Here is a 23,205-nt window from a genome sequence, read left to right on the forward strand (position 1 = left end):
GTTGTTCGCCAGGTCATGGCCGATCTTATCTCATCCGACCCCGATCTGGAGGTCATGGGCACGGCGGGGGATCCCTTTGCGGCGGCCGCGCAGATCCGGCAGCAGCGGCCCGATGTCATCACACTGGATGTTGAGATGCCGCGCATGGACGGTATCACTTTCCTGCGTAAGATCATGTCGCAGCATCCGATTCCGGTGGTGATGTGTTCGTCTTTGGTCGGCGCCAATACCGAAACCCTGGCGCGTGCGCTGGATGCCGGTGCGGTGGATATCATCTGCAAGCCGCAGGTCGGCATCCGCGACTTTCTTGAGGACAGCCGGATCCGGATCTGTGACGCTATCAAGGGAGCGGCGCAGGCTCGTCTTGGTCGTCTGCGCGAAAACGCCCCCGCGGCCAAGTTGACAGCTGATGCGATGCTGCCTGCGCCGTCGAACCGGGCTATGGCGAAAACAACCGAAAAGATCTTGCCGTGGGTGCGTCGACCGGTGGCACCGAAGCGGTACGGGTATTTCTGGAGGCGATGCCGGTGGACTGCCCGCCGATCATCATCGTGCAGCACATGCCCGAAGGGTTCACCGCCGCCTTTGCCCGGAGGCTTGATGCGATCTGCGGGGTGTCGGTCAAAGAGGCGGCACAGGGGGACCGTCTGTTGCGCGGGCACGTGTTGATCGCGCCGGGCAACCGCCACACCCTGTTGAACCGCAGCGGTGCGACTTATACGGTTGATGTTCGCGAGGGGCCGCTGGTACTGCGCCATCGCCCGTCGGTTGATGTATTGTTCCGGTCGGTGGCGCGCTATGCCGGGCAGAATGCGATTGGCGTTATCATGACCGGCATGGGCGATGATGGTGCGCGCGGGATGAAAGAAATGCGCGATGCTGGGGCGCGGACCATCGGGCAGGATGAGGCCAGCTCGGTGGTCTACGGCATGCCCAAGGAAGCGATGCGCCATGGCGGGGTCGAAGAGGAGATGCCGCTGGGGCGGCTGGCGATGGCCGCGCTGCGCCTTGGGCGGAGTTGAGTGTGCTTATCATCGAGCAGTATCGGTAGCGTCCAACCGCAGATCGCCGGGCGGGTCAGCGGTGGCCGAATGGTCGCAATCGGCCGTGACGATGACGGCCAAATCTTAGTCGACGGTGATGCGGCGGATGGTATTCGGGCCGAGATGGAATTCCGGCGCAGCGGCGCGCTGAACGATTGAAAACTTGAACGCGATGACCGCCGGTCGCTGCGCTAAGATGTCGCGCGCGCCTGCCTTGCCCCGCTTGGCTATGCCGGGATCGGATATATCGTGCGCGGCGGGCGTCGTGTGGCGGCACTGGCTGCGAACAGCTATGGCGACGAAGTAGAGGTGCGGCTGGACGCTCAGGCCAAGGTTGAGTGTGAAAGGCCTTGGCGGCATTGAGGCACGGTCCCTGTCTTCTGGGGGCAGCCGACACGACGAACGCAATGCGAAAACGGGGGCGGCTTGCGCCACCCCCGTTTCAGATCGTGTCAACCGAACCGAGGTTCAGGCCAGCGCGAGGTTCGTCGCGGATTCGCGGCCATTGCGGTCGCTTTCCAGATCGAAGGTCACGGCCTGACCGTCATCCAGCTGGCGGATGCCAGCGCGTTCCAGCGCGCTCACATGGACGAACACGTCCTTGGAGCCTTGTGCCGGAGCGATAAAGCCGAAGCCTTTTGTTGCGTTGAACCATTTCACGGTGCCATTGGCCATCGTGTGTCTCCTAGTTTATTACCACCCACAGAATTGCGATGGTCCGGCTCAGTGTCGTCAGAGTCGCAACTGAAGCCGTAAGGAAACAGGAGGTCGAAAGAAGAAGCTTTGCCCAGTCTTCCTATCAGGCTGTGCCCGCAGATGCAAGCACTGCTTGGGAAGTGCCTGCCTACCGCCCGGCAACATGTGGCCAGTTTTGCCGCCGGCGGCGGGGCACGTCTTTTCAGACGGGCAGATTGACCGGTGTCAGCAGCGGCTGGCCTGCGAAATGCGCGGCCAGATTGTCCACCACCAGCTGCGCCATCGCCACGCGGGTTTCCACTGTGCCGCTGGCGTGGTGCGGATAAAGCGTCACATTAGGCAGCGCCGTCAGCGCCGGATCGGGGTTCGGCTCGTTCCAGAACACATCGAGCCCGGCAGAGCCCAGCCCGCCATCGCGCAAGGCCGCAATCAGCGCGGTTTCGTCCACCACCGACCCGCGGCTGACATTGATCAGCGTGCCCTGCGGCCCCAGCGCGCGCAGTACCGGATCGTCGATCAGGTTGCGCGTGCCCGCTCCGCCCGCAACGATCACCACCAGGATATCGGCCCAATGGGCCAGTGCCAGCAGATCGGGCTGGAACGGCAAGTCGACATCCGGCTTGGCGGTGCGGCTGAAATAGGCGGTCTCCAGCCCCACCGCCTGCGCCCGCCCACTGATCGCCCGCCCGATCCGCCCCATGCCCACAATGCCCAGTTTCTTGCCGCGCAATGACGATTGCAGCGGAAACGCGCCCATCGTCCCCCAGTTGCCCGAGGCCACATGGGCATGGGCCGCCACCAGCGCCCGTCTGGCCGCCATGGTCAGCAGCAGGGCCGTATCCGCCACATCGTCAAACAGCGCATCCGAGGTATTGGTCAGCACGACGCCATGCTCGGCCAGCGCATCCACGTCGATCATTTCATATCCGGCCGATGCGCAGGCCACCACCTTAAGCGCCGGCAGTTGCGCAATCATGTCACGCGTCAGGGGGGTGTGACCGTCGGTCACAATAGCTTCGCAGCACTGGCCCGGGCCAGCCAGCATCACGGCCCTTCCTTCCGCGTCGGACAGATCATAGCGGTGAAGCGTATAGCATTGCGCCAGAACCTGCATCTGTGGGGCAAGTGTGGGGCGAAGCACCAGAAGATCGGGTTTCAAGCGGGCATACCTTCTTTGTTTACGCGGGCATTCAGGCGCACTTTCCAGCGCGGGGTCGACGCAGCCGGATCAGCACGCAGAGGGAAGGCCAGCAAGTCATCGACCCGGACGATATACGGCAGCCAGACGTCAGCGCAACCCGTAGCGCGGAGAACGGATGTGGCGACGCGTGGTGGCTACAACCCTGCAGCTTTGGTCAGGTTGACGCGGAACCTGTCACGCCGGCGCTGATAACGTCGGGTCATCTCGGCGCTGGCGTGGCCGAGGTGCTTTTGCACATAGCGCTCATCGACTTCGGCGCTGCTGGCGAGGCCCGCGCGCAGGGAATGGCCGGAATAGAGCCTCGAACGGTCGGCTGTCGACAGGTCTGGCCGCAGGCCGGCATCCTCAACGCATTGCTTGATCACCCGCGCGACATGCCGGTCGCTCAGCCGGTCGGGCGTGGCGCGGCGGCCATCGCGGGACACGGCCACAAAGACCGGTCCAAAGTCGATGCGGGCAAAGTGCAGCCATTGCGTCAGCGCATGCACTGGGCAGGTCTGATCACTGCTGCCGCGCCCGATTTCCACCTCGCGCCAGCCGGTCTTGCCGCGCAGGGTGATGAGTGCGCCAGCCTCCAGAACCTGCACCCAGCCACCCGAGTCTGGCGTGTCATCCTTGCCATGGTCCAGACCCACAATCTCGGACCGCCGCAGCCCCCCGGCAAAGCCGATCAGCAGCAGCGCCCTGTCGCGCAAACCGCGCAGATCAAGCGGCAGTGTGGCCAGCATGTCGCGCAGATCTTGCGGCAGGATCGCCTCTTTCTGCATCGGCGGCCGCGCATGTTTGCGCCGGATGCCCGCCAGTACAGAGGCGATGTGGCGATCCTTGCGGTCAAGGTTGAACCCGCGCTGCGCATAGCCCCAGCACAGCCCCGAGAGCCGCCGCTCGATCGAGGTGACCGACAGGGCAGCAGTGTTGCCCGCAGGGGCCGCCAGATCGGCGATGTAAAGGCCAATCACCTCGGGCGACGGGGGCAACAGGTCTGCGCCGCGCATCCGGCCCCAGCGGGCGAAATGCGTCCAGTCCTGCGCATAGGCCCTGAGCGTGTTGTCAGAAGCGGCCGCCCGCGCATAGTCCCGCGCCGTTTCCACCAACCGGTCCATGGCACCAGAGCCCGGCAGTGGGGCGGGCATGGCAAGAGCGCGCATTTCATAGGCGTCGTTCTTTGGGTCTAAGTTGCGCCCATCAGGCAAGTCTGGCTGCGGTGTCACAGGTGTTTTGGTCATACCGCAAAGCATAGTCGGTTGAGGTTCGATATTGCAATCAGTGGTGGCAGCGGCGACCCTGGGGTGCATGATTTTTGGAGTGGTTTCTTTGCATCTCGGCTGTGCCCAAGGAAGCAGCGCAATTCACGCCGAAACACAGGATCTGATCCAGCTCAGGAAAGCGCTGCACACCGGGTCGGACGCTTGGTCGTTCGGCAAGACGACATAGTAGGCCGCGTCAGTCCGGAGTGGGGCATTGCGCACGATCTGCAACGAAACTTCGCGCAATTCACGCTCTACCAGATAGGTCGGCACCAAAGCCACCCCCAGCCCGGCCATTGCCGCCTCGATCAGCAAGGTGAACTGGTCAAACCTGTGCCCGCGCATCCCGTCGGTCCGGGTGTCCCCGGTTGCGGCAAGCCAATCGACCCAAAGCAACGGCCGCGACTCCATATGCAAAAGGGGTGCCGTCAACAGCGAACCGTCAAGTTGCCGCGCCAGCATCGGCGAGGCCACTGGCACCACCGTCTCTGCGCACAGATAGGTGCAGCTTGCGCGGGGCCAGACCGGTTGCCCGTAATGGATCGCCACATTCACGCCCGTCTCGCTCAGATCGAACGGTTCGGCGCGGCAGGTCACGGTGACCTGCAGACCGGGATGCTGGGCGAGAAAATCGGTCAGCCGTGGGACCAGCCAGCGGCTGCCGAAGGTCGGCAGGGTGGCGATAGAGATATGTCCGGTCACATCGCGGGTTCCTGCCGCGCGCAGGGTAAGCATCTCAACCTGCGACAGCACCCGCGTGGCATCGGGCAACAGGCGCATACCGGCGACGGACAGCACCACCCGTTGGCGCACCCGTTCAAACAGCGCGACGCCAAGCTGTGCTTCCAGATCCTTGATCTGGCGGCTGACGGCACTCTGTGTCAGGCTCAACTCTTCGGCGGCGCGGGTAAAGCTGCCATGCCGCGCCGCCGCCTCGAAAGACTGCAGCGCCAGGATGTCGGGAACACGGCTACGGCTTAACTTCATTCCAAACTCGCATCAAGTCAGTTCAAATCAGCACGTTTCATCGCTTATCTGATACGATACCTGAATGATCACAGCAATCTGCTTCGCCCGAGGATATGCCATGACCAGTACCATCGCCACCGACTGCACCGAGATTCTGACCCGCCTGGGCGTTGACGCAGCACGTTACACCGGCGGCACGCTGCACAGCTTTTCGCCCATCTCCGGCGAAAAAACGGCCCAGCTGCCCGAACAGGATGCGACCGCCGTCGCGGAGACCATTGGCCGGGCCGCTGTCGCCTTCCGGGCCTGGCGTGAAGTGCCGGCCCCGCGCCGGGGTGAGCTGGTACGGCTCTTGGGCGAAGAGCTGCGCGCGTCCAAGGCCGATCTGGGCCGTCTGGTGTCGATCGAGGCTGGCAAAAGCCCGTCCGAAGGCGCAGGCGAGGTGCAGGAGATGATCGACATCTGCGATTTTGCCGTCGGCCTTTCGCGCCAGCTGTATGGTCTGACGATTGCAACCGAACGCCCGGGCCATCGCATGATGGAAACCTGGCATCCGCTGGGGGTGGTCGGCGTGATTTCGGCCTTTAACTTCCCGGTGGCGGTCTGGTCCTGGAATTCGGCGCTGGCGCTGGTCTGCGGCAATCCTGTGGTCTGGAAGCCTTCGGAAAAGACGCCGCTGACAGCGCTGGCATCGCAGGCCATTCTGGACCGCGCGCTGGCCCGGTTCGGCGACGCGCCCGCGCATCTGTCGCAGGTGATCATCGGCGGGCGTGAGACAGGCGAGGCACTGGTGGATGATCCGCGCGTGGCGCTGGTCTCGGCCACCGGCTCCACCCGCATGGGGCGGCAGGTCGGCCCGAAGGTCGCCGCGCGCTTTGGCCGGTCGATCCTAGAACTGGGCGGCAACAATGCCGGTATCGTCTGCCCGTCAGCTGATCTGGACATGGCGTTGCGGGCGATTGCCTTTGGCGCGATGGGCACCGCTGGCCAGCGGTGTACCACGATGCGGCGGCTGTTTGTGCATGATGCGGTCTATGACGCCCTGGTGCCGCGCCTGATCAAGGCCTACGGCTCGGTTTCCGTCGGCAACCCGCTGACCACGCCATCACTCGTGGGGCCGCTGGTTGACAAGTCTGCCTATGATACCATGCAGGCCGCGTTGGTCGCGGCGCATGCCGCCGGTGGCACGGTCCATGGCGGTGCCCGTGTGACCGACGCCGGGCCTGAGACGGCCTATTACGTCAGGCCTGCGCTGGTCGAGATGCCCTCGCAAACCGGTCCGGTGTTCGAGGAAACCTTTGCGCCGATCCTTTACGTGATGCGCTACACCGACCTGCCCGCCGTGATTGAGGATCACAACGCTGTCGGCGCGGGCCTGTCCTCTTCGATCTTCACCACCGACCTGCGCGAGAGCGAGCTGTTCCTGTCGGCCTCCGGCTCTGACTGCGGCATTGCCAATGTGAACATCGGCACCTCGGGCGCAGAAATCGGCGGTGCCTTTGGCGGCGAAAAGGAAACCGGCGGCGGACGGGAAAGCGGATCGGATGCTTGGAAAGGCTACATGCGCCGCGCCACCAACACCATCAACTATTCCCGTGCGCTGCCTCTGGCGCAAGGTGTGGTCTTTGACATCTGAGCGCGCGGAGTGATCAAACGGGGTGGTCACCGCTCCTGTGCTGATGCCAGATTATCCCCATCAGGGCTGGTTTCAGACAGGACGCGTGTGATTTCTTCCAGCAACACCGGCAGGCGGATCGGCTTGCTGGCATAGCCTTGCATGCCCATCTGCAGACAGCGCTCGCGCTCGCCCCCCATCGCGTTTGCGGTCAGGGCAACGACCGGCACCTGTGCCCAAGGTTCCCCCGAGCCCCAGCCCGGTGCCGCCATACTCCTTGACCGTGGTGGCTTCCGCCTGGGCAAAGTCGTTCAAAACGCCGGCTCTGCACCACCGGGTCAATGCCGATCCCGGTATCTTTCACGGTCAGCACGACCTCTGACTGCCCGGCGCACAACGGTCGGGTGGACAAGGTCACCGCTATTGTACCGCGTGTGGTGATCTTTGCGGCATTGGACACCAGATTGCCCAGACATTGCCGCGCCCGCACGGTATCGTACATCATGCGCTCGGGCGTGCCGGGGACCGCCCCAAAGGTCAGCGTGATACCCTTCTCAGCAGCCCTCGCCTGAAACAGGGCAACCGTGTCTTCAAGCGACCGGATCAACGGGTGGGGTGCCGGCTGAAGGTCGATCCGCCCAGCCTCGATCCGCGACATCAGCATGTCGCCGGAATCCCGGGTCAGGCGCAGGTTTTCGCGCTGGCCTTCTGTCAGCGCGGTCGCATCCAGCACCTGTACCATCCCCAGAACGCCGTTCATCGGTGTGCGGATTTCGTGACTGGTATTCTCCAGAAACTCTGACTTTGCACGGCTCGCCATTGTGGCCTGCGCCAAGGCATCATGAAGCTCGCGCTGCATGCCGTTCAACCGCAGCATGGTGGCAACGGCGTAAAACACCGTTGGTTTGCAAGGATTGCAGCGACTGAGGCTTGGTCATTTTGGCTGCCGTGCTTTCTTGCCCCTGCGCCGATCAATACCTAAAATCTGCCTTCGCTTGAAAACAATAAAGCTAGCATTTTGGCAGTCCGCAATCACTGCTAGGGTCTCGCTTCAGGCGGCGCTAATTGCGCTACGTGCTTGCCCAAAGCGCCGGGTTGATCTAGCGTCCAAGCATGAAGCGCGTCCCCCCTCAACCGCAACAAGGCCTTTCGCCTTTCCCTGCGATGCCGGGGTGGATCGCGGTCGGGCGGGCGCACACGGATGAAGATATGGCATTTCTGTCCGGCGCGGCACTGGCGCAGCTTCATGGTGCAACCCTCCGCCCCGATATCCCCCATGCCCTGTGGCGCGCCCGGCTGGCGTTGACGGCGGCAGAGGTCTGCGTGCGCATGGCCGGGCGGTCAGAGCGGGCGGCGGCACTGCGCGATTCGCTGCATCTGACCCGACCCGGCGATCATCCCGGCCCGGCGGGAGACGTGCTTGGACAGTGGCTGCGCGCTGCAGAGCGACCGGTCACTGTGGCCGCGCTGTCGCGCGCGCTGCCAAAGTTTCCGGCCGACCGGATCGCGCTGCTGCTGGAGTCACATCAGGGTGCTCCGGTCCCCCGCGCCGCCGCGGTGATTCAGGCGGTACTGGCCGACAGCCCGCGTTCGGAAATACCCGCGCTCATCCTCGGCGATGCGGTGCTGGCGCAGGCACTGGGTTGGCCGCATCTGCTGCCAGTGTTGGCGGCGGGACTGACATCGCGCGATCTGCGCCAGACCGATGCGGCGCTGAGGCTGGCCTGCCACCGGGCCGTTATCATGGCGGCGCGACCCGCCCTGCAGATGGCGGCGGATCTGATGCGCCGGGCCGACCGGTTGCGGGCGGTTGCGCCAAAGCTGCGGGCCAGGGGTGCCGCGCAGGCGGTAGACATGTTCCTGACCCGCGATGCCCTGACTGCCCCCGCGTTGGTGCCCATCCTGTCGGACCGCGCGGCGCGGCGGTTGTGTGACCGTCTGGTCTTGCTTGGGGCCGTGCGCGAACTGACCGGACGCGACACGTTCCGCCTGTACGGGCTATAGCCGTGGCGGGGCGCGACACGTCGGATTTCGACCCTGAACTGGCCGATCTGCCGCCTGACCTGCGTTGGCGCCAATGGATGCGGCGGATTGAGGCTGTGCTGTTTGCCAGTGCATCCCCGGTGCCGCGCAAAGATCTGGCGCGGGTGGTGGGGCAGGGGGCAAGCGTGGATCTGCTGATCGAAGATCTGGCTGCCGATCTGGAAGACCGACCCTATACCGTGGCGCGGGTGGGCGCGGGTTGGGCCCTGCGCACCCGACCGGCCTTTGCACAAGCGATCCGCATGGCCGCCGATGTGACCACTCAGGCGCTGAACCTGAGCGCGTTCGACACCGCAGTTCTGGCGGCCATCGCCTATCACCAGCCCATCACCCGCGACGGGTTGCACGAGATTTTCGGCAAGGACATCAGCCGCGACCTGATTGGCCGCCTGTTCGACCGCGCTCTGATCGCCACCGGGCCCCGCGCGCCGCGCCGGGGCGCGCCCTATACTTTTGTCACCACAGATGCTTTCCTTGCCGCCTTCGGGCTGGAAACGCTCGCCGACCTGCCTGATGCCGAGCAATTGCGGGACGCGGCAGGTTAGGCAGCGCGTTGCACATGTACGCATATGCTGCAGAATAGCGGTTGCGGACGCGTTGAATGCTCCGTGCGGCGCGCCGTCACATCATCCGCGCCAGACATGAACGTGCCGGGCGGTGTTTATCAACACAGCACCCGGCATATCATCCGGCCCGATCGGGGCTCTGAAGGTCGTATCAGACTTTCGCAGGCACATCCGTTTCATCGGCAGCAGCGTCTTTCACCGCGGCGGCAGGGCGCGCGCCCATGGAAAAACGCTTCCACTTGCGGATGTTCGGATTTGCAGGCTTGCTCAGAAATTCGGTCAGGTCGAACGGGGTTTTTTGCGGGGAATATCCCATGATAGGCTCCTGTCAGGCTGGATTCGGTTGGAAACCGGCCGGGACAGAGCCTGCCATGAAACGGCACAAAGACTTTGCGCAGCTTATTTCAAGATGGGGGTCCGGCACGTGGTAAACCAGTGCCGGACACAAACAATCGCCCAAGCCAAGGGGATTGCCGGAAACTTTCCGGTCCACCCCGCACAATGGCGGGGCAAACCAGATCAGAAGTCCAGATTTTCCACATTCAGCGCGTTTTGCTGAATGAACTCGCGGCGCGGTTCGACCACATCACCCATCAGCTTGGTGAAGATGTCATCCGCCTCGGCCAGGTCATCCACCTTCACCTGCAACAGGGTGCGCGCCTCTGGGTCCAGCGTGGTCTCCCACAGCTGTTCCGGGTTCATTTCGCCCAGACCCTTGTAGCGTTGCAGCGTCAGACCCTTTTCGCCCTCGGCCAGTATCGACTTCAGCAGGTCGGTGGGGCCGTAAACCAGCTGCTCGCGGTCCTTGCGCACCAGCTTTGCCGGATCGCGGAACGAATCCCGCGTTTCGCGTGAGATCGACGCCAGTCGCCGCGCTTCACCCGAGCGCAAAACCGCGCCGTCCAGCGTGCGCAACTCCTCAACCCCGCGCAGGATGCGCGACAGGCGGATGCCGTGGTCCTGCGTGATCCGCCCGGCCCAGCCCTTTTCATATTCCGCCGCAATCAGGTTGAGGCGGTGCGCCACGGTATCCGCCACCGCCTGCAGATCGGCATCGGCCTGTCCCGGATCAAAGGCACCCGACAGCGCCGCCTGTTCAAGCAGATTGCGCGGGTAATTGGTCGGGAAAGACTCCAGCACCCGGCGGAACTGCCGCGCGCCGTTGATCACGCGGCGCAGGTCTTCGCCCGCCAGCTCCTCGCCATTGCCCAGACGCAGTACTGCGCCTTCCAGCCCCATGTCGATCAGGTAATCCTCAAGGCCCGCCTGATCCTTGATGTAGACTTCGGACTTACCGCGCGCCACTTTGTACAGCGGCGGCTGGGCGATATAGAGGTACCCGCCCTCGATCAGTTCCGGCATCTGTCGGAAGAAGAAGGTCAGGATCAGCGTGCGGATATGCGCACCATCCACATCGGCGTCGGTCATGATGACGACCTTGTGGTAGCGCAGTTTCTTGATGTCAAACTCGTCGCGGCCAATGCCGGTGCCAAGTGCTGTGATCAGCGTGCCGATTTCCTGGCTGGCCAGCATCCGGTCGAACCGGGCGCGTTCCACGTTCAGGATCTTGCCCTTGAGCGGCAGCACCGCCTGATTGGCGCGTGACCGACCTTGCTTGGCCGAGCCGCCTGCCGAATCCCCCTCTACGAGGAAGATTTCAGACTTCGCCGGATCACGTTCCTGACAATCGGCCAGCTTGCCGGGCAGGGACGCCACATCCAGCGCCGTCTTGCGCCGTGTCAGCTCGCGCGCCTTGCGTGCCGCCTCGCGCGCCATGGCGGCTTCGATTATCTTGCCGACGATCACCTTGGCCTGGCTTGGGTTCTCTTCGAACCATTCCGACAGCTTTTCGTTTACCAGATTCTCAACCGCAGGCCGTACCTCGGAAGACACCAGCTTGTCCTTGGTCTGGCTCGAAAACTTCGGATCGGGCACCTTGACCGACAGCACACAGGTCAGCCCCTCCCGGGCGTCATCCCCGGTGAAATCCACCTTTTCCTTCTTGGCGATCCCCTTGGCCTGCGCATAGCCGTTGATCGTCCGCGTCAACGCCCCCCGGAACCCCGCCAAATGCGTGCCCCCATCGCGCTGCGGGATATTGTTGGTAAACGGCAGCACCATCTCGTTGTAGCTGTCATTCCACCACATCGCGACCTCAACGGTCATGCCATTGCGTTCCCCAATCATATAGATCGGCTCGGCCATGATGCTGGATTTCGACCGGTCGAGGTATTTCACGTACTCCCGCACCCCGCCTTCATAGAACAGCTCGGTGTGCAGCGGCTCGGCGGGCCGGGCGTCTTCCACAATGATCCGCACGCCGGAATTCAGAAACGCCAGCTCGCGCAGCCGGTTCTCCAGCGTCTTGAAGCTGTAGTCGAGGTTGGAAAACGTCCCCTCCGGGATATTGATCTTGGCGCTGGCCAGAAACCGTACCTCGGTCCCCCGCATCCCCGGCGCAGGCCCAATCTCGCGCACATGTTCCACACATTCGCCATGCTCGAAACGCGCCCGATATTCGGTCTCATCGCGCCAGACGGTCAGCTCCAACCATTCCGACAGCGCATTGACAACCGACACGCCCACGCCGTGCAAGCCCCCCGACACCTTGTAGGCATTGCCGGAATCGTCCGTGTTGTTGAATTTACCGCCCGCGTGCAGCTGGGTCATGATGACCTCTGCCGCCGACACACCCTCTTCCTGATGGATGTCCACCGGAATTCCGCGCCCGTTGTCGCGCACCGATACGCTGGAATCCGCGTGGATCTTGACCGTCACCGCCGTGGCATGCCCCGCCAGCGCCTCGTCGATCCCGTTGTCCACCACCTCGTAAACCATGTGGTGCAGGCCCGACCCGTCATCGGTGTCACCAATATACATGCCAGGGCGTTTGCGAACCGCCTCTAACCCCTTGAGTACCTTGATGGAATCGGCGCCGTATTCGGCGGGTTTGCGGGCAGCTTCGGCCATGCGTCATGAACCCCAAATAATGTGAGCGATTTATACGCGCCGGGGCCGGGAATGTCACCCCTAACCCCCAATATTTAGCGGTCAAGTAAAGGGAATCACGCAACCCACCGCAATCAGCAGCCCCCCCGACACCACGTTCAGCCGCCGCAGCGCAGCAGGGCTTTGCAACAGCCGCCGCGCCCGGTCCAGAAACAGCGCCAGCCCCAGGTTGCCCAGCATCGGCACCACCGCCGACACCAGTAGAATCGCTGCAATATCCCATCCCGTCACCCGGCTCAGGTCAAAGAACCCCGGCAGAAATCCCATGTAGAATAAAATGGCCTTGGGATTGCCGATCACCGCCGCCAGCCCCACCGACAGCCCGGCCCAGACCCCGGGCCGCGTCATCCGGCTGTCCGTCCCGGGTACTGAGGCCGGTTTGCGCAACAACAGTACCCCCATCACCAGAAACACCCCCGCCGCCAGCCAGCGCAGCACCTCCAGCAGATCGCCATACAGCGACAGCACCCAGGCTAGCCCCAGAATGGCGCACAACGGCCAGATCAGGTCCCCCAGCGCCACCCCCACCGCCAGCGGCCACGCCCCCGCCATGCCGCCCGACAGCGCCCGCGCCGTCAGCGCCACCCAGACCGGGCCGGGGATCACCCACAGCCCGACCATGGCCAGCGCATACAGCGCCAGCTGATGCACCGTCACTGTCACGCCATTAACTCCGACACGCCGCCTGCTTCCGATACCGCGAGGCTCTGTGCCCGCGTGCCCAGACTGTCAAACAACTCGGGCTCTGTCCCGGTCATGATCGCCTGCGCCCCTAGCGCACAGATCTCGTCATACAAAGCCGCCCGCCGCGCCGCGTCCAGATGCGCCGCTACCTCATCCAGCAGCACCACCGGCGCGCGGCCCAGATCGGCGGCCAGCGCCCGCGCATTGGCCAGAATAAGCGAAATCAGCAAAGCCTTTTGCTCGCCGGTCGAACATTGCGCGGCCTGTACACCCTTGGCCGCGTAAACTGCCGCCAGATCCACCCGATGTGGCCCCTGCAAGGTCCGCCCCGCCGCCATGTCGCGTGCCCGCCCCTCGGCGAGCGCCAGCGCCAGATCGCCATAATCCCCATCCGGGTGCAGCAGCTTCAGATCCGCGCGCGGAAACGCCGTCTCCGCCCCGTCCTGCGCGCGCGCCAGCCGCGCCAGCGCCGCCGCGCGGCCCGCGCCGATCAGTGCCGCCGCCTCGGCCATCCGCGCCTCTATCACGCCGTACCAATGCGGGTCGCGCACCTGATCCTTCAACAACCGGTTGCGCTCGCGCATCGCTTTGTCATAGGCCAGCACCGCCTCGCCATGCTCGGGCGTAAAACTCAGCGTCATCCGGTCCAGAAACCGCCGCCGCCCTTCCGCCGCCTCAATCCATAACCTGTCCATGGCGGGCACCAGCCACAGGATGCGCAGCACTCGGCCCAACATGGCCTGCGTCGCCGCCTTACCGTCAATTCGCACCACCCGCGCGTCAGTGCCTTCGGCGAAACTCACCACTTCATGTGGCGCATCCAGTCCGTCCACCTCTGCCGAGATCTTCCAGCCTATCGCATCAGGCCGTCGCGCCAGCTCTTCCGCCCCCGCCCGCCGCAGCCCCCGCCCCGGCGACAACAGTGATACCGCCTCAAGGATGTTGGTCTTGCCGGCCCCGTTCGGCCCATGCACAGCCACAGGCCGCCCGTCAAAGGCCAGCCGCGTTAGGCCGTGGCTGCGAAACTGCGACAGCACCAGCGATGTGATGGCCAAGCCGCCCAACCGTCGCCCTCATTTTCAGGCTGAAGATATCCCGGGGGTGCGTCCAATGTTGCGCCACCGGTTCAAGCACCCTTGGACGCGGGGGGCTGGCCCCCGGTCCAACCGATGTCAAACGCGCATCGGCATCACGACATAGATCGCGCTGGTATCATTTCCCTCGCGCATCAGAGTCGGATCCCCCGAGGAGTTGAACAGGAACACCGCATTCTCCCGGTCTACCTGAGAGGCGATTTCCAGCAGATATTTAGCATTGAAGCCAATCTCCAGCCGCTCGTCACTATAGGCCACGGCAAGCTCTTCCTCGGCGGCCCCCGAATCGGGTGCATTGACCGACAGGATTAGCCGGTCCTCGTCCAAAGACAGCTTCACCGCGCGGCTTCGCTCGCTCGACACCGTGGCCACGCGGTCAACGGCTTTGGCAAATTCCGACGCATCCACTTCCAGCCGCCGTGTGTTCCCGGTCGGGATCACGCGGGTGTAATCGGGGAAGGTGCCGTCGATGACCTTCGAGGTCAGGGTGATGGCCGGCGTGGCAAAGCGGATCTTGGTTTCCGATACCGAAACGGCAATCGTCGCCGCATCATCATCCAGCAGCTTGCGCAACTCGTTCACGGTCTTGCGCGGCACGATCACGCCGGGCATGCCGGTGGCCCCTTCGGGCAGCGCAGCATCGATCCGCGCCAGACGGTGCCCGTCGGTTGCCACCGCGCGCAGCACGGGACCATCCTCGCCGGTCGAGACATGCAGGTAAACGCCGTTCAAGTAATACCGGGTCTCCTCGGTCGAGATTGCGAATTTCGCCTTGTCGAACAACCGGCGCAGGGCCGGGGCAGGGGCCGAGAAGTTCGACGAATATTCGGATGTCGCCATCACCGGAAAATCTTCCTTCGGCAGCGTGGCCAGGCTGAACGACGACCGCCCCGCCATGATCGACAACCGCCCCGAGGCCGGGTCTTCGGTAAGGTTCACCAGCGCACCATCGGGCAGCTTGCGCACGATCTCGTGCAGCATCACGGCGGACACCGTTGTTGCACCGAGACGCTCCACCATGGCCGGGGCCCGGTCCACCACCTCGATGTCCAGATCGGTGGCGCGGAATGAAATCTGCGCTCCATCGGCCTCTATCAGCACATTGGCAAGGATCGGAATAGTGTTGCGACGCTCCACCACAGACTGTGCCTGCGCAAGGGCCTTGAGCAGCGTGCCGCGTTCAATCGAAATCTTCATCATCCATCCCCCTGTCGGGCCGGTTAAGGGACGCCGACATTACCCGTTTTTTGCGGGTTCACAAGTGCTTGACCCGACTTTGTTGGGCTTTGCCGCCAAGGTCAAGGCCAAGAGCGAGCATCACGGCCCAACCCTTAATTTTCCGTGAATCCGAAACGGCAAACCGTTGAAAACAAATGACCAGCCCAGCTGTAACACAGAGGGCAAAGTCTAAAAGTCAGCTTTGCAACAGCCGTTTCAAAAGCTGCACATCATCGGCCAACTGTCCGTCCGCTGCCATCAGCTCTTCGATCTTGCGAACGCCGTGCATGATCGTGGTATGGTCCCGCCCGCCAAACCGACGGCCAATCTCCGGCAGGCTGCGGCTGGTCATCTGTTTGGACAGGTACATTGCCACCTGACGCGGCCGCGCAATCGTCCGCAACCGTTTGGGCCCGATCATATCCGACAGCCGGACATTGTAATGCTCGGCCACCTTGCGCTGGATCTCTTCGATCGTCAGCCGCTTTTCCGAGCTGCGCAGGATATCCGACAGACATTCCTGCACCAGATCCAGATTGATCTCGCGCCCGACAAGGCTGGCAAAGGCGAACAGCCGCATCAGCGCGCCTTCCAGCACCCGTACATTGGTGGTGATCCGGTGCGCCAGAAATTCCAGCACGCCGGGTGCCATCGTCAGGCCGCGATACTGGTTGGAGTAATGCTCCAGCTTGGATTGCAGGATGCCCAGCCGCAGCTCGTAATCGGTCGGATGCAGGTCCACCACCAGCCCGCACTGCAGACGCGACCGAATGCGCTCCTCCAGATCCTTGATCTCTCCGGGCGCACGGTCGGCGGAAATCACGATCTGCTTGTTCTGGTCGACCAGCGCGTTGAAGGTGTGGAAGAACTCTTCCTGCGTGCTATCCTTGCCGGCGATGAACTGAACGTCATCGACCATCAGCACATCAACTGACCGGAACAGCTCTTTGAAGTCCATGATCTGACGGTCGCGCAGCGCCTGCACGAAGCGGTACATGAACTGTTCCGCCGACAGGTAAAGCACATGCAGATCGGGGCGGCTGAACTTCAGCTCATGCGCGATGGCATGCATCAGGTGGGTTTTACCAAGGCCGACGCCGCCATACAGAAACAGCGGGTTGAACGTAACAGGCCCGCCCTCGGCCACCCGGCGGGCGGCGGCATGGGCCAGCTCGTTCGGCTTGCCGACCACAAAATTATCAAAGGTAAAGCGCTGCTCCAGCTGCGCGCCGGTCACTTCATCGGTGCCGGTCGTGCGAGCCCGTGCCGGTTTTGCCGCAGGCTTTGTAGAAGGGCGCACGGCGGGCTGCTCTGCCATGGTGCCGACGGTGAATTCGACGCGGTCCACAGGCGTGCCCGCAACCGCAAGCTGACCCCGGATGTGATCAGCGAAATTGCGCGATACCCAGTCGCCGAAGAATGTGGTCGGCACTTCAAAGCTGGCAACGCCGTTTTTCAGCTGCGAAAGGCGAAGCGGCTCGATCCACGTCGTGTAGTTGTTCTTGCCAACCCTCTTGATCAGTTCTTCCCGAACCTGTCCCCACGTGTCGTTCGTCATTCGTTTTGACCTGTTTTTATTATGCCCGCCACCTCCGGTCCCCCGGTCGGGCTTGTTTCCCACACACCGCTCATGCAGGCCTGGAAAAACCGGACCTTGCCCCTTTCGCAGCACACGCAAAAAGGATCTGATCCGCGAACGGGCCAGATATGGGCACCTCACAGCACAACAAAACCGGCCCCGAGAGGCCGACTCCATTGAACCACCTGAGTGCGGAATAGACCGCAGACAGCATAACACCGTGGTCCGTGGCAAAATTCTGATGGCAAGCTGGCAGCAAGGCCGGTCAGAACGCTGCGCAAGGTGGTGTCATGTCCCCCAAGACGAAGTGAATCGCCTGATGAAGGTAGCAAGGCCGCGCAGGCCTTCGCAACCGAACTATTAAGTTGACACAGCTTTGGTCAGAGCGAATCCGAAGGCTTTGGCAATTCGGCAACGTGCGGCGGGGAAAGCGCCTGAAAAGCTGCGAAGACCGTAGAAAAAAGGCGCCCCCGTAAGAGGACGCCCTTGACACAAAACGCGTAGAATCGACTCAGGCCGCCGGGGTCGACAATGCCTTGACCCGCGACGACAGGCGCGAGATTTTGCGCGACACGGTGTTCTTGTGCAGCACGCCCTTGGTTACGCCACGTGCCAGTTCTGGCTGGGCATTTTTCAGGGCTTCCACCGCGGCTTCGGAATTCCCCGAAGCGATGGCTTCTTCCACTTTGCGCACGAAGGTACGGATGCGCGAACGACGGGCCTTGTTCACGGCATAACGCGCCTCGGACTGGCGGGCGCGTTTCTTGGACTGTTCACTGTTTGCCATTGTGGTGGCCTTTCCTGGGTCTGATTCAATGCAATCGCACGAAAGCCCCAAGACCCCACCTTATAGGAGGGGATGATTCTTGCCTAAGCGGGCCCACGCGCATGTGGGGCGGCGTATAGGACGGATTGAACCGGATGGAAACAGAAAAATCTGGCTACTTGTCGCGGAACTGCGGCTGACGCTTCTCCAGAAATGCGGCCATTCCCTCTTTCTGGTCTTCGGTGGCAAACATCGCATGGAATACCCGCCGCTCAAACAGCAACCCTTCGGCCAGCGACGTTTCCTGCGCACGGTTCACGCATTCCTTGACCGCCATCGACGACAGAAGTGATTTCTCGACGATCTTCTGGGCGATCTTGGTCACCTCGGTCATCAGATCCTTGGCCGGAAACACCCGGCTGACCAGACCGCAACGCTCTGCCTCGGCGGCATCCATGAACCGGCCGGTCAGGTGCATGTCCATTGATTTCGACTTGCCGACAAAGCGCGTCAGCCGCTGGGTCCCGCCCATGCCGGCGACTATGCCCAGGTTGATCTCGGGTTGGCCGAATTTTGCGGTATCGGCGGCGATGATGAAATCGGCCAGCATCGCCAGCTCGCAGCCGCCACCAAGGCAATAACCTGAAACCGCCGCGATGATCGGCTTGCGAACCTGACCGATGATCGCCGCTTCGACACCGAACAGGTTGTCGAAATAGACTTCGGTAAACGACTTTTCTGCCATTTCCTTGACATCCGCACCGGCGGCAAAGGATTTTTCCGACCCTGTCAGCACGATGACACGCACGTTGTCATCGCGGTCGGCTGCCTGCACAGCGCTGGCCAGTTCCTTCATCAGCTTGGAATTCAGCGCGTTCAGCGCATCGGGGCGGTTCAGCCGGATCAGGGAAACATAATCCTCGACCTCGACGATCAGCGTATCATAGGCCATGCGCGGGCTCCACGGTTGGGCGTTGGGGTGACTCCTAGCACCATCCTGCCCGATGGCAAGTCAGCGCTGGCAGGCCGGGCAATAGAAGGAAGAGCGCCCAGACTGCACGATCCGTTCCACGACCGCCCCGCAACCGGGGGTCACACAGGGCTGTCCTTCACGGTCATAGACCTGAAATCGGTGCTGGAAATAGCCCAGTTCACCGTCGGCCTGACGGAAATCACGCAAGCTGCTGCCACCTGCCTCGATGGCCTCGGACAGAACCTCGCGGATGATCGGCACCAGCGGCGCCACCTGTCTGGGGGCCAGATCTCCGGCTTTGGTTTGCGGTGCAATCCGGGCCCGGTAAAGCGTTTCGCAGACATAGATATTGCCCAGACCGGCCACGATATGCTGATCCAGCAGCGCAGACTTGACCGGCGTGTTGCGATCTTTCAGCCGGGCGATCAGATAGCTTTCGTCAAACGCGTTGCCCAAAGGCTCTGGCCCAAGCGATGCCAGCAGGGGATGCTGGTCGGTTGTTGCGGTGGCCATCAGATCCATCGCGCCGAACCGTCGCGCATCGTTGAACGTCACGCGCACACCGCCGTCCATGTCCAGCACCACATGGTCATGCTTTTGCGGTGCCGGGTGATCGTGGTGAAACTCCCCCAGCATCTGCCCGGAAACGAGCATGCGCCCCGACATGCCCAGATGGATCAGCAGGGTCTCATCCGTAGAGAGATCGGCCAGAATGTACTTCGACCGCCGCCGCAAACCGTTGACCCGCGCGCCAGTCAGCCGCCCTGCCATGTCCCGCGGAAACGGCCAGCGCAGTCCGTCCCGATTGACCGACGCTTGGGCAATCACCTGCCCCTCCATCACGGGCAACAACCCGCGACGCACGGTTTCCACCTCTGGCAGTTCTGGCATGACACGCTCCTGATCCTTCGGCGCGATGCCGCCCCGGACAGGGTGGCGCATTGCAGCCGCGCGGATGCGCCCTATAAGAAGACTGGCAGACATTAAAGGGCAAGGCCCCATGACCGAAGACGACAAAGGCACGACGCATTTCGGCTATCAGACCGTGGCAGAGGGCGACAAGGCTGGCATGGTGCATGGCGTGTTCACGCGCGTGGCCAGCAAATATGACATCATGAACGACCTGATGTCGGGTGGCGTCCACCGTTTGTGGAAAGACGCCATGATGGATTGGCTGGCCCCCCGGCCCGGTCAGCGGTTGCTGGACGTGGCGGGCGGCACTGGCGATGTGGCCTTCCGCTTTCTGACCCGCGCGCCGGGGGCCAATGCCGTGGTGTGCGACCTGACCGAATCGATGCTGGTGGCCGGGCGGCAGCGGGCCGAGGCTGACAGCATGGCCGACCGGCTGGGCTGGGTGGTTGGTGACGCCATGGCCCTGCCGTTCGAGTCAAACAGCTTCGATGTTTATACGATCAGCTTCGGCATCCGGAACGTCACCCGCATCAGTGATGCTCTGTCCGAAGCCTACCGCGTCCTGCGGCCCGGCGGGCGGCTTATGGTGCTGGAATTCAGCCAGATCCCCAATGATCTGATGCAGAAAGCCTATGATCTGTATTCCTTCAACGTCATCCCGCGGATGGGCCAGATCGTTGCTGGCGACCGCGACAGCTATCAGTATCTGGTCGAAAGCATCCGTAAATTCCCGGATCAGGAAACGTTTGCCACTATGATCCGTCAGGCGGGCTTTGAACAAGTCAAGTATCGCAATCAGACCATGGGCATCGCCGCCCTTCATTCGGGGTGGAAGCTGTAAGTGCGTGGCCCCCACAACATCTGGCGTCTGATCCGCACCCTTGCCACGCTGGAGCGGACAGGGGCCATCGGTGTGGTGCTGGAGGCGTTCAAGGCGCCGCCCGGCTTGCGCTTTGTGGCGCGGATTCTGGGCTGGCCGTTCAAGCCCCTTGGGCTGCGGGGTGATCTGGCGCTGCCCCCGGTAACGCGCGCACTGCAGGCGCTTGGGCCCGCTTATATCAAATTCGGCCAGATCCTGTCGACGCGCCCCGATGTGGTCGGGGATGAACTGGCGCTGCAACTGAAATATCTGCAAGACAAGCTACCGCCGTTCCCGATTGCCGTGGCCAAGAAGATGATCGAGGCAGAGCTGGGCCTGCCGGTCGACCGGATGTTCCGCGATTTTTCCGAACCCGTCGCCGCCGCCTCTATCGCGCAGGTCCACAAGGCCTGGCTGGTGGAGGACGGGCGCGAGGTTGCGGTCAAGGTGCTGCGCCCGGGCATCGAGCGGGCCTTTCGCAAGGACATCGACGCGTTCTTTTTTGCCGCGCAGGCCATCGAATTCATCTCCCCCTCCTCACGCCGGCTGCGCCCCCTCGACGTGATCCGTCACTTTGAGGGCGTGGTGATGGGCGAACTGGACTTCCGGCTCGAATCCAGTGCGGCGGCGGAATTTGCCGCCAATACCGAAGGCGACGCGGGCTTTCAGGTGCCAAGGCCGATCTGGTTCCTGTCTGGCCGCAGCGTGATGACGCTGGACTGGGCCGAAGGCATCGGTCTAAACGACAATGACCTGATCGACGCCGCCGGGCACGACCGGAAGGTGCTTGGCGCGCGGGTTTTGCATCTGTTCCTGAACCACGCCCTGCGTGACGGCTATTTTCACGCCGATATGCATCAGGGTAACCTGAAGGTGGCGGCCAACGGCAATATCATCGCCTATGATTTCGGGATCATGGGACGGATTGATGAATACACCCGCCGGGTTTACGCGGAAATCCTGTTCGGATTCATCCGCAAGGACTACCGCCGCGTCGCCGAGGTGCATTTTGAGGCCGGATATGTGCCCGCCGACCGCGACATCGACGAATTCGCCCGCGCGCTGCGCGCGGTAGGCGAGCCGATTTTCGGCATGGACGCCAGCCGAATCTCGATGGCGCGGCTTTTGGCCTATCTGTTCGAGGTGACCGAACGCTTCGGTATGGAAACCCGGACCGAACTGATCTTGCTGCAACGCACGATGGTTGTGGTTGAAGGCGTGGCGCGGGGCCTGGACCACCACATCAACATCTGGGAAGTCGCAAAGCCAGTTGTAGAAGGCTACATCACCAAAAACATCGGCCCCCGCGCCCTGTTGCGCGATCTGGCCAAAACGGCGCGGGTGCTGGCCCGCTTCGGGCCCAGATTGCCGCAGATGGTTGAGCGGGCCCTGATCGCGCAGGCCGACAGCCATCCGACGGTCCAGTCAAAGCGAAACCTGTGGCCGGTCTGGACGGCGCTCACCGGGGCCGCAATGCTGGCGGCAGGGCTGTGGTTGGGTACATTGCTGTAGCCCGTTGCGGTGCGCCCTTAGCCCGACTGGCACTAGTGCATCCGCAACGCGGTGACACTGCTGGCCGGAACTTCGATGCCGCCCCGCAGCACCAGCCTTGTCCCGTCAACGCCGCCTCGCGCTTCAAGGATTTGCGCGTAGTATTCCACAGGCCTGCTGTCCAGCAGCGTGTCCGCGAAATAGCTTTCCAGCGTCAGCGTATAACTGCCCCGCGGCAGCGCTGCACCTGTTGCATCTGTGCCGGCCCAATTATAGGGCGCGGTGGAAACCGGCAGATCTTCGCGCGACAAGACCCGGTCTTGCGCATCACGTACGACAAGAACTGCCCGGTCGGCCGCCGATGCCGGATCTGGTGACAAGGTGACTGGCGTTCCGTCAACGTAAACCGGTGCCGCTGCGCGCGCCTCTTGCCCGACCCAGCCCGCAAGCTGCGCCATGCCCAGCAAGCCAAACTGCGATTGCAAACTCTCCAGCAGCTGGTTGGTGCGCACCGCCTGTTCCACCCCGGAAAAAGTTGCAAGCTGTACCGCGTAATCCGCCGAATCAATTGGATTCAGCGGATCCTGATTTTGCATCTGCACCGTCAGCATGCGCAAAAACATTTCATAATCGGAACTCGCCGATGCGGTGTTGGCCGTCGTTCCCGATTGCTGTTCGGCATAGCGGGTGCCGATCGCCGTTCCGGTCTGGGTGGGGGCAAGGGTCATGTCCATATCCTTTCAAAGCCGCAGATCGAGCCGCCCGGCTGCAACCGTGCGGGCCGCCTGACCGGCGGGTATGTCATAGGCAGCGGGGCTGCCGTCGGTTGGTTTGGCTGGAACGGGGGCTTTCGCGGGCCGCGCATCGCGCTGAGACCAGTCCCCAAAGCTGAGCGAGGGGTTTCCGAAACCCGAAAGGCGCAGATCGTTCAGAAATTGCTCCCCATGGCGGCGGATCAGATCCATGGCGTCGGGCCGTTCGACATACAGCATGATGTGCAGTCGGTCGCCGATTGTGGTCAGATCAAATCGTATTTTGCCCAATTCTTCCGGCCGCAGCATCACTTCAACCGGGCTATCTGCACCCTTTTGAATGATCTGCAAAATAGTCTGCGAAATCTGGCTTGCGGGGGTGGGTACAGCCGGGCCTGTCGTGCCGCCGCCCTGGGGAGTGGAGCCAGAGGCTGCCACACTGTCCCGACCAAGCCCCAAAGGATCGGCAACGTCAGGGCTGAAATCTG

The 23,205-nt window shown here is 62.9% G+C and carries 23 protein-coding genes and 1 pseudogene; 6 read left to right on the plus strand and 18 right to left on the minus strand.

The genetic code is table 11. The features are described 5' to 3' along the window. The first annotated feature begins 15 nt into the window (after window positions 1-15). Window positions 16-1,022 (plus strand): annotated as a pseudogene (locus EEB11_RS16250) (protein-glutamate methylesterase/protein-glutamine glutaminase). Between the two features lie 105 nt (window positions 1,023-1,127). Here the strand turns inward: EEB11_RS16250 and EEB11_RS16255 are convergent. From EEB11_RS16255 to EEB11_RS16275, 5 genes are all read right to left on the minus strand, one after another. Next, window positions 1,128-1,403 (minus strand): hypothetical protein, encoded by a 276-nt coding sequence (locus tag EEB11_RS16255; protein WP_135433150.1) that lies wholly within the window; start codon window positions 1,401-1,403, stop codon window positions 1,128-1,130. A 108-nt stretch (window positions 1,404-1,511) separates the two neighbouring features. Next, the gene (locus EEB11_RS16260) at window positions 1,512-1,718 is read right to left on the minus strand and encodes a cold-shock protein (protein WP_103332067.1); all 207 of its coding nucleotides are present in this window, start codon (window positions 1,716-1,718) and stop codon (window positions 1,512-1,514) included. Between the two features lie 223 nt (window positions 1,719-1,941). Continuing rightward, window positions 1,942-2,898 carry a 2-hydroxyacid dehydrogenase gene (locus EEB11_RS16265; protein ID WP_135433152.1) on the minus strand — a complete coding sequence of 319 codons (957 nt, stop codon included), beginning with the start codon at window positions 2,896-2,898 and terminating at the stop codon, window positions 1,942-1,944. A 176-nt stretch (window positions 2,899-3,074) separates the two neighbouring features. Then, window positions 3,075-4,088 carry a tyrosine-type recombinase/integrase gene (locus EEB11_RS16270; protein WP_245298956.1) on the minus strand — a complete coding sequence of 338 codons (1,014 nt, stop codon included), beginning with the start codon at window positions 4,086-4,088 and terminating at the stop codon, window positions 3,075-3,077. Between the two features lie 201 nt (window positions 4,089-4,289). Continuing rightward, window positions 4,290-5,174 carry a LysR family transcriptional regulator gene (locus tag EEB11_RS16275; RefSeq protein ID WP_135433156.1) on the minus strand — a complete coding sequence of 295 codons (885 nt, stop codon included), beginning with the start codon at window positions 5,172-5,174 and terminating at the stop codon, window positions 4,290-4,292. Between the two features lie 100 nt (window positions 5,175-5,274). Here EEB11_RS16275 and amaB point away from each other — a divergent pair, with 100 nt between their 5' ends. Beyond that, complete coding sequence (gene amaB / locus EEB11_RS16280) at window positions 5,275-6,792, plus strand: L-piperidine-6-carboxylate dehydrogenase (RefSeq protein WP_135433158.1); 1,518 nt, start codon at window positions 5,275-5,277, stop codon at window positions 6,790-6,792. Between the two features lie 26 nt (window positions 6,793-6,818). Here amaB and EEB11_RS16285 read toward each other — a convergent pair whose 3' ends face one another. Both EEB11_RS16285 and EEB11_RS16290 read right to left on the minus strand, forming a co-directional pair. Then, on the minus strand, window positions 6,819-7,001 hold the full coding sequence (locus EEB11_RS16285) for a response regulator (protein ID WP_167852774.1): 183 nt from the start codon (window positions 6,999-7,001) through the stop codon (window positions 6,819-6,821). Next, window positions 6,983-7,669, minus strand: coding sequence for a histidine kinase dimerization/phospho-acceptor domain-containing protein (locus EEB11_RS16290; protein WP_135433162.1), 687 nt, complete (start codon window positions 7,667-7,669; stop codon window positions 6,983-6,985). The genes EEB11_RS16285 and EEB11_RS16290 overlap by 19 nt, the downstream gene beginning before the upstream one ends. 266 nt (window positions 7,670-7,935) lie before the next feature. Between EEB11_RS16290 and EEB11_RS16295 the strand changes: the two genes are divergently transcribed. Continuing rightward, window positions 7,936-8,775 carry a DUF1403 family protein gene (locus EEB11_RS16295; RefSeq protein ID WP_135433244.1) on the plus strand — a complete coding sequence of 280 codons (840 nt, stop codon included), beginning with the start codon at window positions 7,936-7,938 and terminating at the stop codon, window positions 8,773-8,775. 77 nt (window positions 8,776-8,852) lie between these two features. Next, the gene (gene scpB / locus EEB11_RS16300; RefSeq protein WP_135433246.1) at window positions 8,853-9,359 is read left to right on the plus strand and encodes an SMC-Scp complex subunit ScpB; all 507 of its coding nucleotides are present in this window, start codon (window positions 8,853-8,855) and stop codon (window positions 9,357-9,359) included. A gap of 172 nt (window positions 9,360-9,531) precedes the next feature. On the opposite strand, the gene EEB11_RS19625 is transcribed toward scpB, so the two are convergent. The 9 genes from EEB11_RS19625 to mutM form a co-directional block, all read right to left on the minus strand. After that, window positions 9,532-9,696: a hypothetical protein gene (locus EEB11_RS19625; protein ID WP_167852775.1), complete on the minus strand. Its 165-nt coding sequence runs from the start codon at window positions 9,694-9,696 to the stop codon at window positions 9,532-9,534. Between the two features lie 203 nt (window positions 9,697-9,899). Then, window positions 9,900-12,350: a DNA topoisomerase (ATP-hydrolyzing) subunit B gene (gene gyrB / locus EEB11_RS16305; protein ID WP_135433164.1), complete on the minus strand. Its 2,451-nt coding sequence runs from the start codon at window positions 12,348-12,350 to the stop codon at window positions 9,900-9,902. Between the two features lie 81 nt (window positions 12,351-12,431). Continuing rightward, the gene (locus EEB11_RS16310) at window positions 12,432-13,052 is read right to left on the minus strand and encodes a LysE family translocator (RefSeq protein WP_245298951.1); all 621 of its coding nucleotides are present in this window, start codon (window positions 13,050-13,052) and stop codon (window positions 12,432-12,434) included. Continuing rightward, window positions 13,049-14,137 (minus strand): DNA replication/repair protein RecF, encoded by a 1,089-nt coding sequence (recF, locus tag EEB11_RS16315; RefSeq protein ID WP_135433166.1) that lies wholly within the window; start codon window positions 14,135-14,137, stop codon window positions 13,049-13,051. The genes EEB11_RS16310 and recF overlap by 4 nt, the downstream gene beginning before the upstream one ends. A 108-nt stretch (window positions 14,138-14,245) precedes the next feature. Beyond that, on the minus strand, window positions 14,246-15,364 hold the full coding sequence (gene dnaN, locus EEB11_RS16320) for a DNA polymerase III subunit beta (RefSeq protein ID WP_135433250.1): 1,119 nt from the start codon (window positions 15,362-15,364) through the stop codon (window positions 14,246-14,248). 217 nt (window positions 15,365-15,581) lie between these two features. Continuing rightward, window positions 15,582-16,943 (minus strand): chromosomal replication initiator protein DnaA, encoded by a 1,362-nt coding sequence (gene dnaA, locus EEB11_RS16325; RefSeq protein ID WP_135433168.1) that lies wholly within the window; start codon window positions 16,941-16,943, stop codon window positions 15,582-15,584. Between the two features lie 532 nt (window positions 16,944-17,475). Then, a complete protein-coding gene (gene rpsT / locus EEB11_RS16330; RefSeq protein WP_103332077.1) occupies window positions 17,476-17,751 on the minus strand; it encodes a 30S ribosomal protein S20 in 276 nt (91 codons plus the stop codon). Window positions 17,752-17,905: 154 nt separating this feature from the next. Next, window positions 17,906-18,682, minus strand: coding sequence for an enoyl-CoA hydratase (locus EEB11_RS16335; protein WP_135433170.1), 777 nt, complete (start codon window positions 18,680-18,682; stop codon window positions 17,906-17,908). A gap of 60 nt (window positions 18,683-18,742) precedes the next feature. Beyond that, the gene (mutM, locus tag EEB11_RS16340) at window positions 18,743-19,594 is read right to left on the minus strand and encodes a bifunctional DNA-formamidopyrimidine glycosylase/DNA-(apurinic or apyrimidinic site) lyase (protein ID WP_135433252.1); all 852 of its coding nucleotides are present in this window, start codon (window positions 19,592-19,594) and stop codon (window positions 18,743-18,745) included. A gap of 109 nt (window positions 19,595-19,703) precedes the next feature. On the opposite strand from mutM, the gene ubiE reads away from it, so the two are divergent. Continuing rightward, window positions 19,704-20,456 (plus strand): bifunctional demethylmenaquinone methyltransferase/2-methoxy-6-polyprenyl-1,4-benzoquinol methylase UbiE, encoded by a 753-nt coding sequence (ubiE, locus tag EEB11_RS16345; RefSeq protein ID WP_135433172.1) that lies wholly within the window; start codon window positions 19,704-19,706, stop codon window positions 20,454-20,456. Continuing rightward, window positions 20,457-21,986 (plus strand): 2-polyprenylphenol 6-hydroxylase, encoded by a 1,530-nt coding sequence (ubiB, locus tag EEB11_RS16350; protein ID WP_135433174.1) that lies wholly within the window; start codon window positions 20,457-20,459, stop codon window positions 21,984-21,986. 32 nt (window positions 21,987-22,018) lie between these two features. Here the strand turns inward: ubiB and EEB11_RS16355 are convergent, their stop codons facing one another. Together EEB11_RS16355 and fliK are read right to left on the minus strand one after the other, a co-directional pair. Beyond that, entirely contained in the window at window positions 22,019-22,693 is a 675-nt protein-coding gene (locus EEB11_RS16355) for a flagellar hook capping FlgD N-terminal domain-containing protein (RefSeq protein ID WP_245298952.1), read from the minus strand. 12 nt (window positions 22,694-22,705) lie between these two features. After that, a complete protein-coding gene (gene fliK / locus EEB11_RS19630) occupies window positions 22,706-23,026 on the minus strand; it encodes a flagellar hook-length control protein FliK (RefSeq protein WP_167852777.1) in 321 nt (106 codons plus the stop codon). Window positions 23,027-23,205: the final 179 nt, after the last annotated feature.

Origin of the sequence: Pseudotabrizicola sediminis (genome assembly GCF_004745575.1) — a bacterium.
GTDB lineage: Bacteria > Pseudomonadota > Alphaproteobacteria > Rhodobacterales > Rhodobacteraceae > Pseudotabrizicola > Pseudotabrizicola sediminis.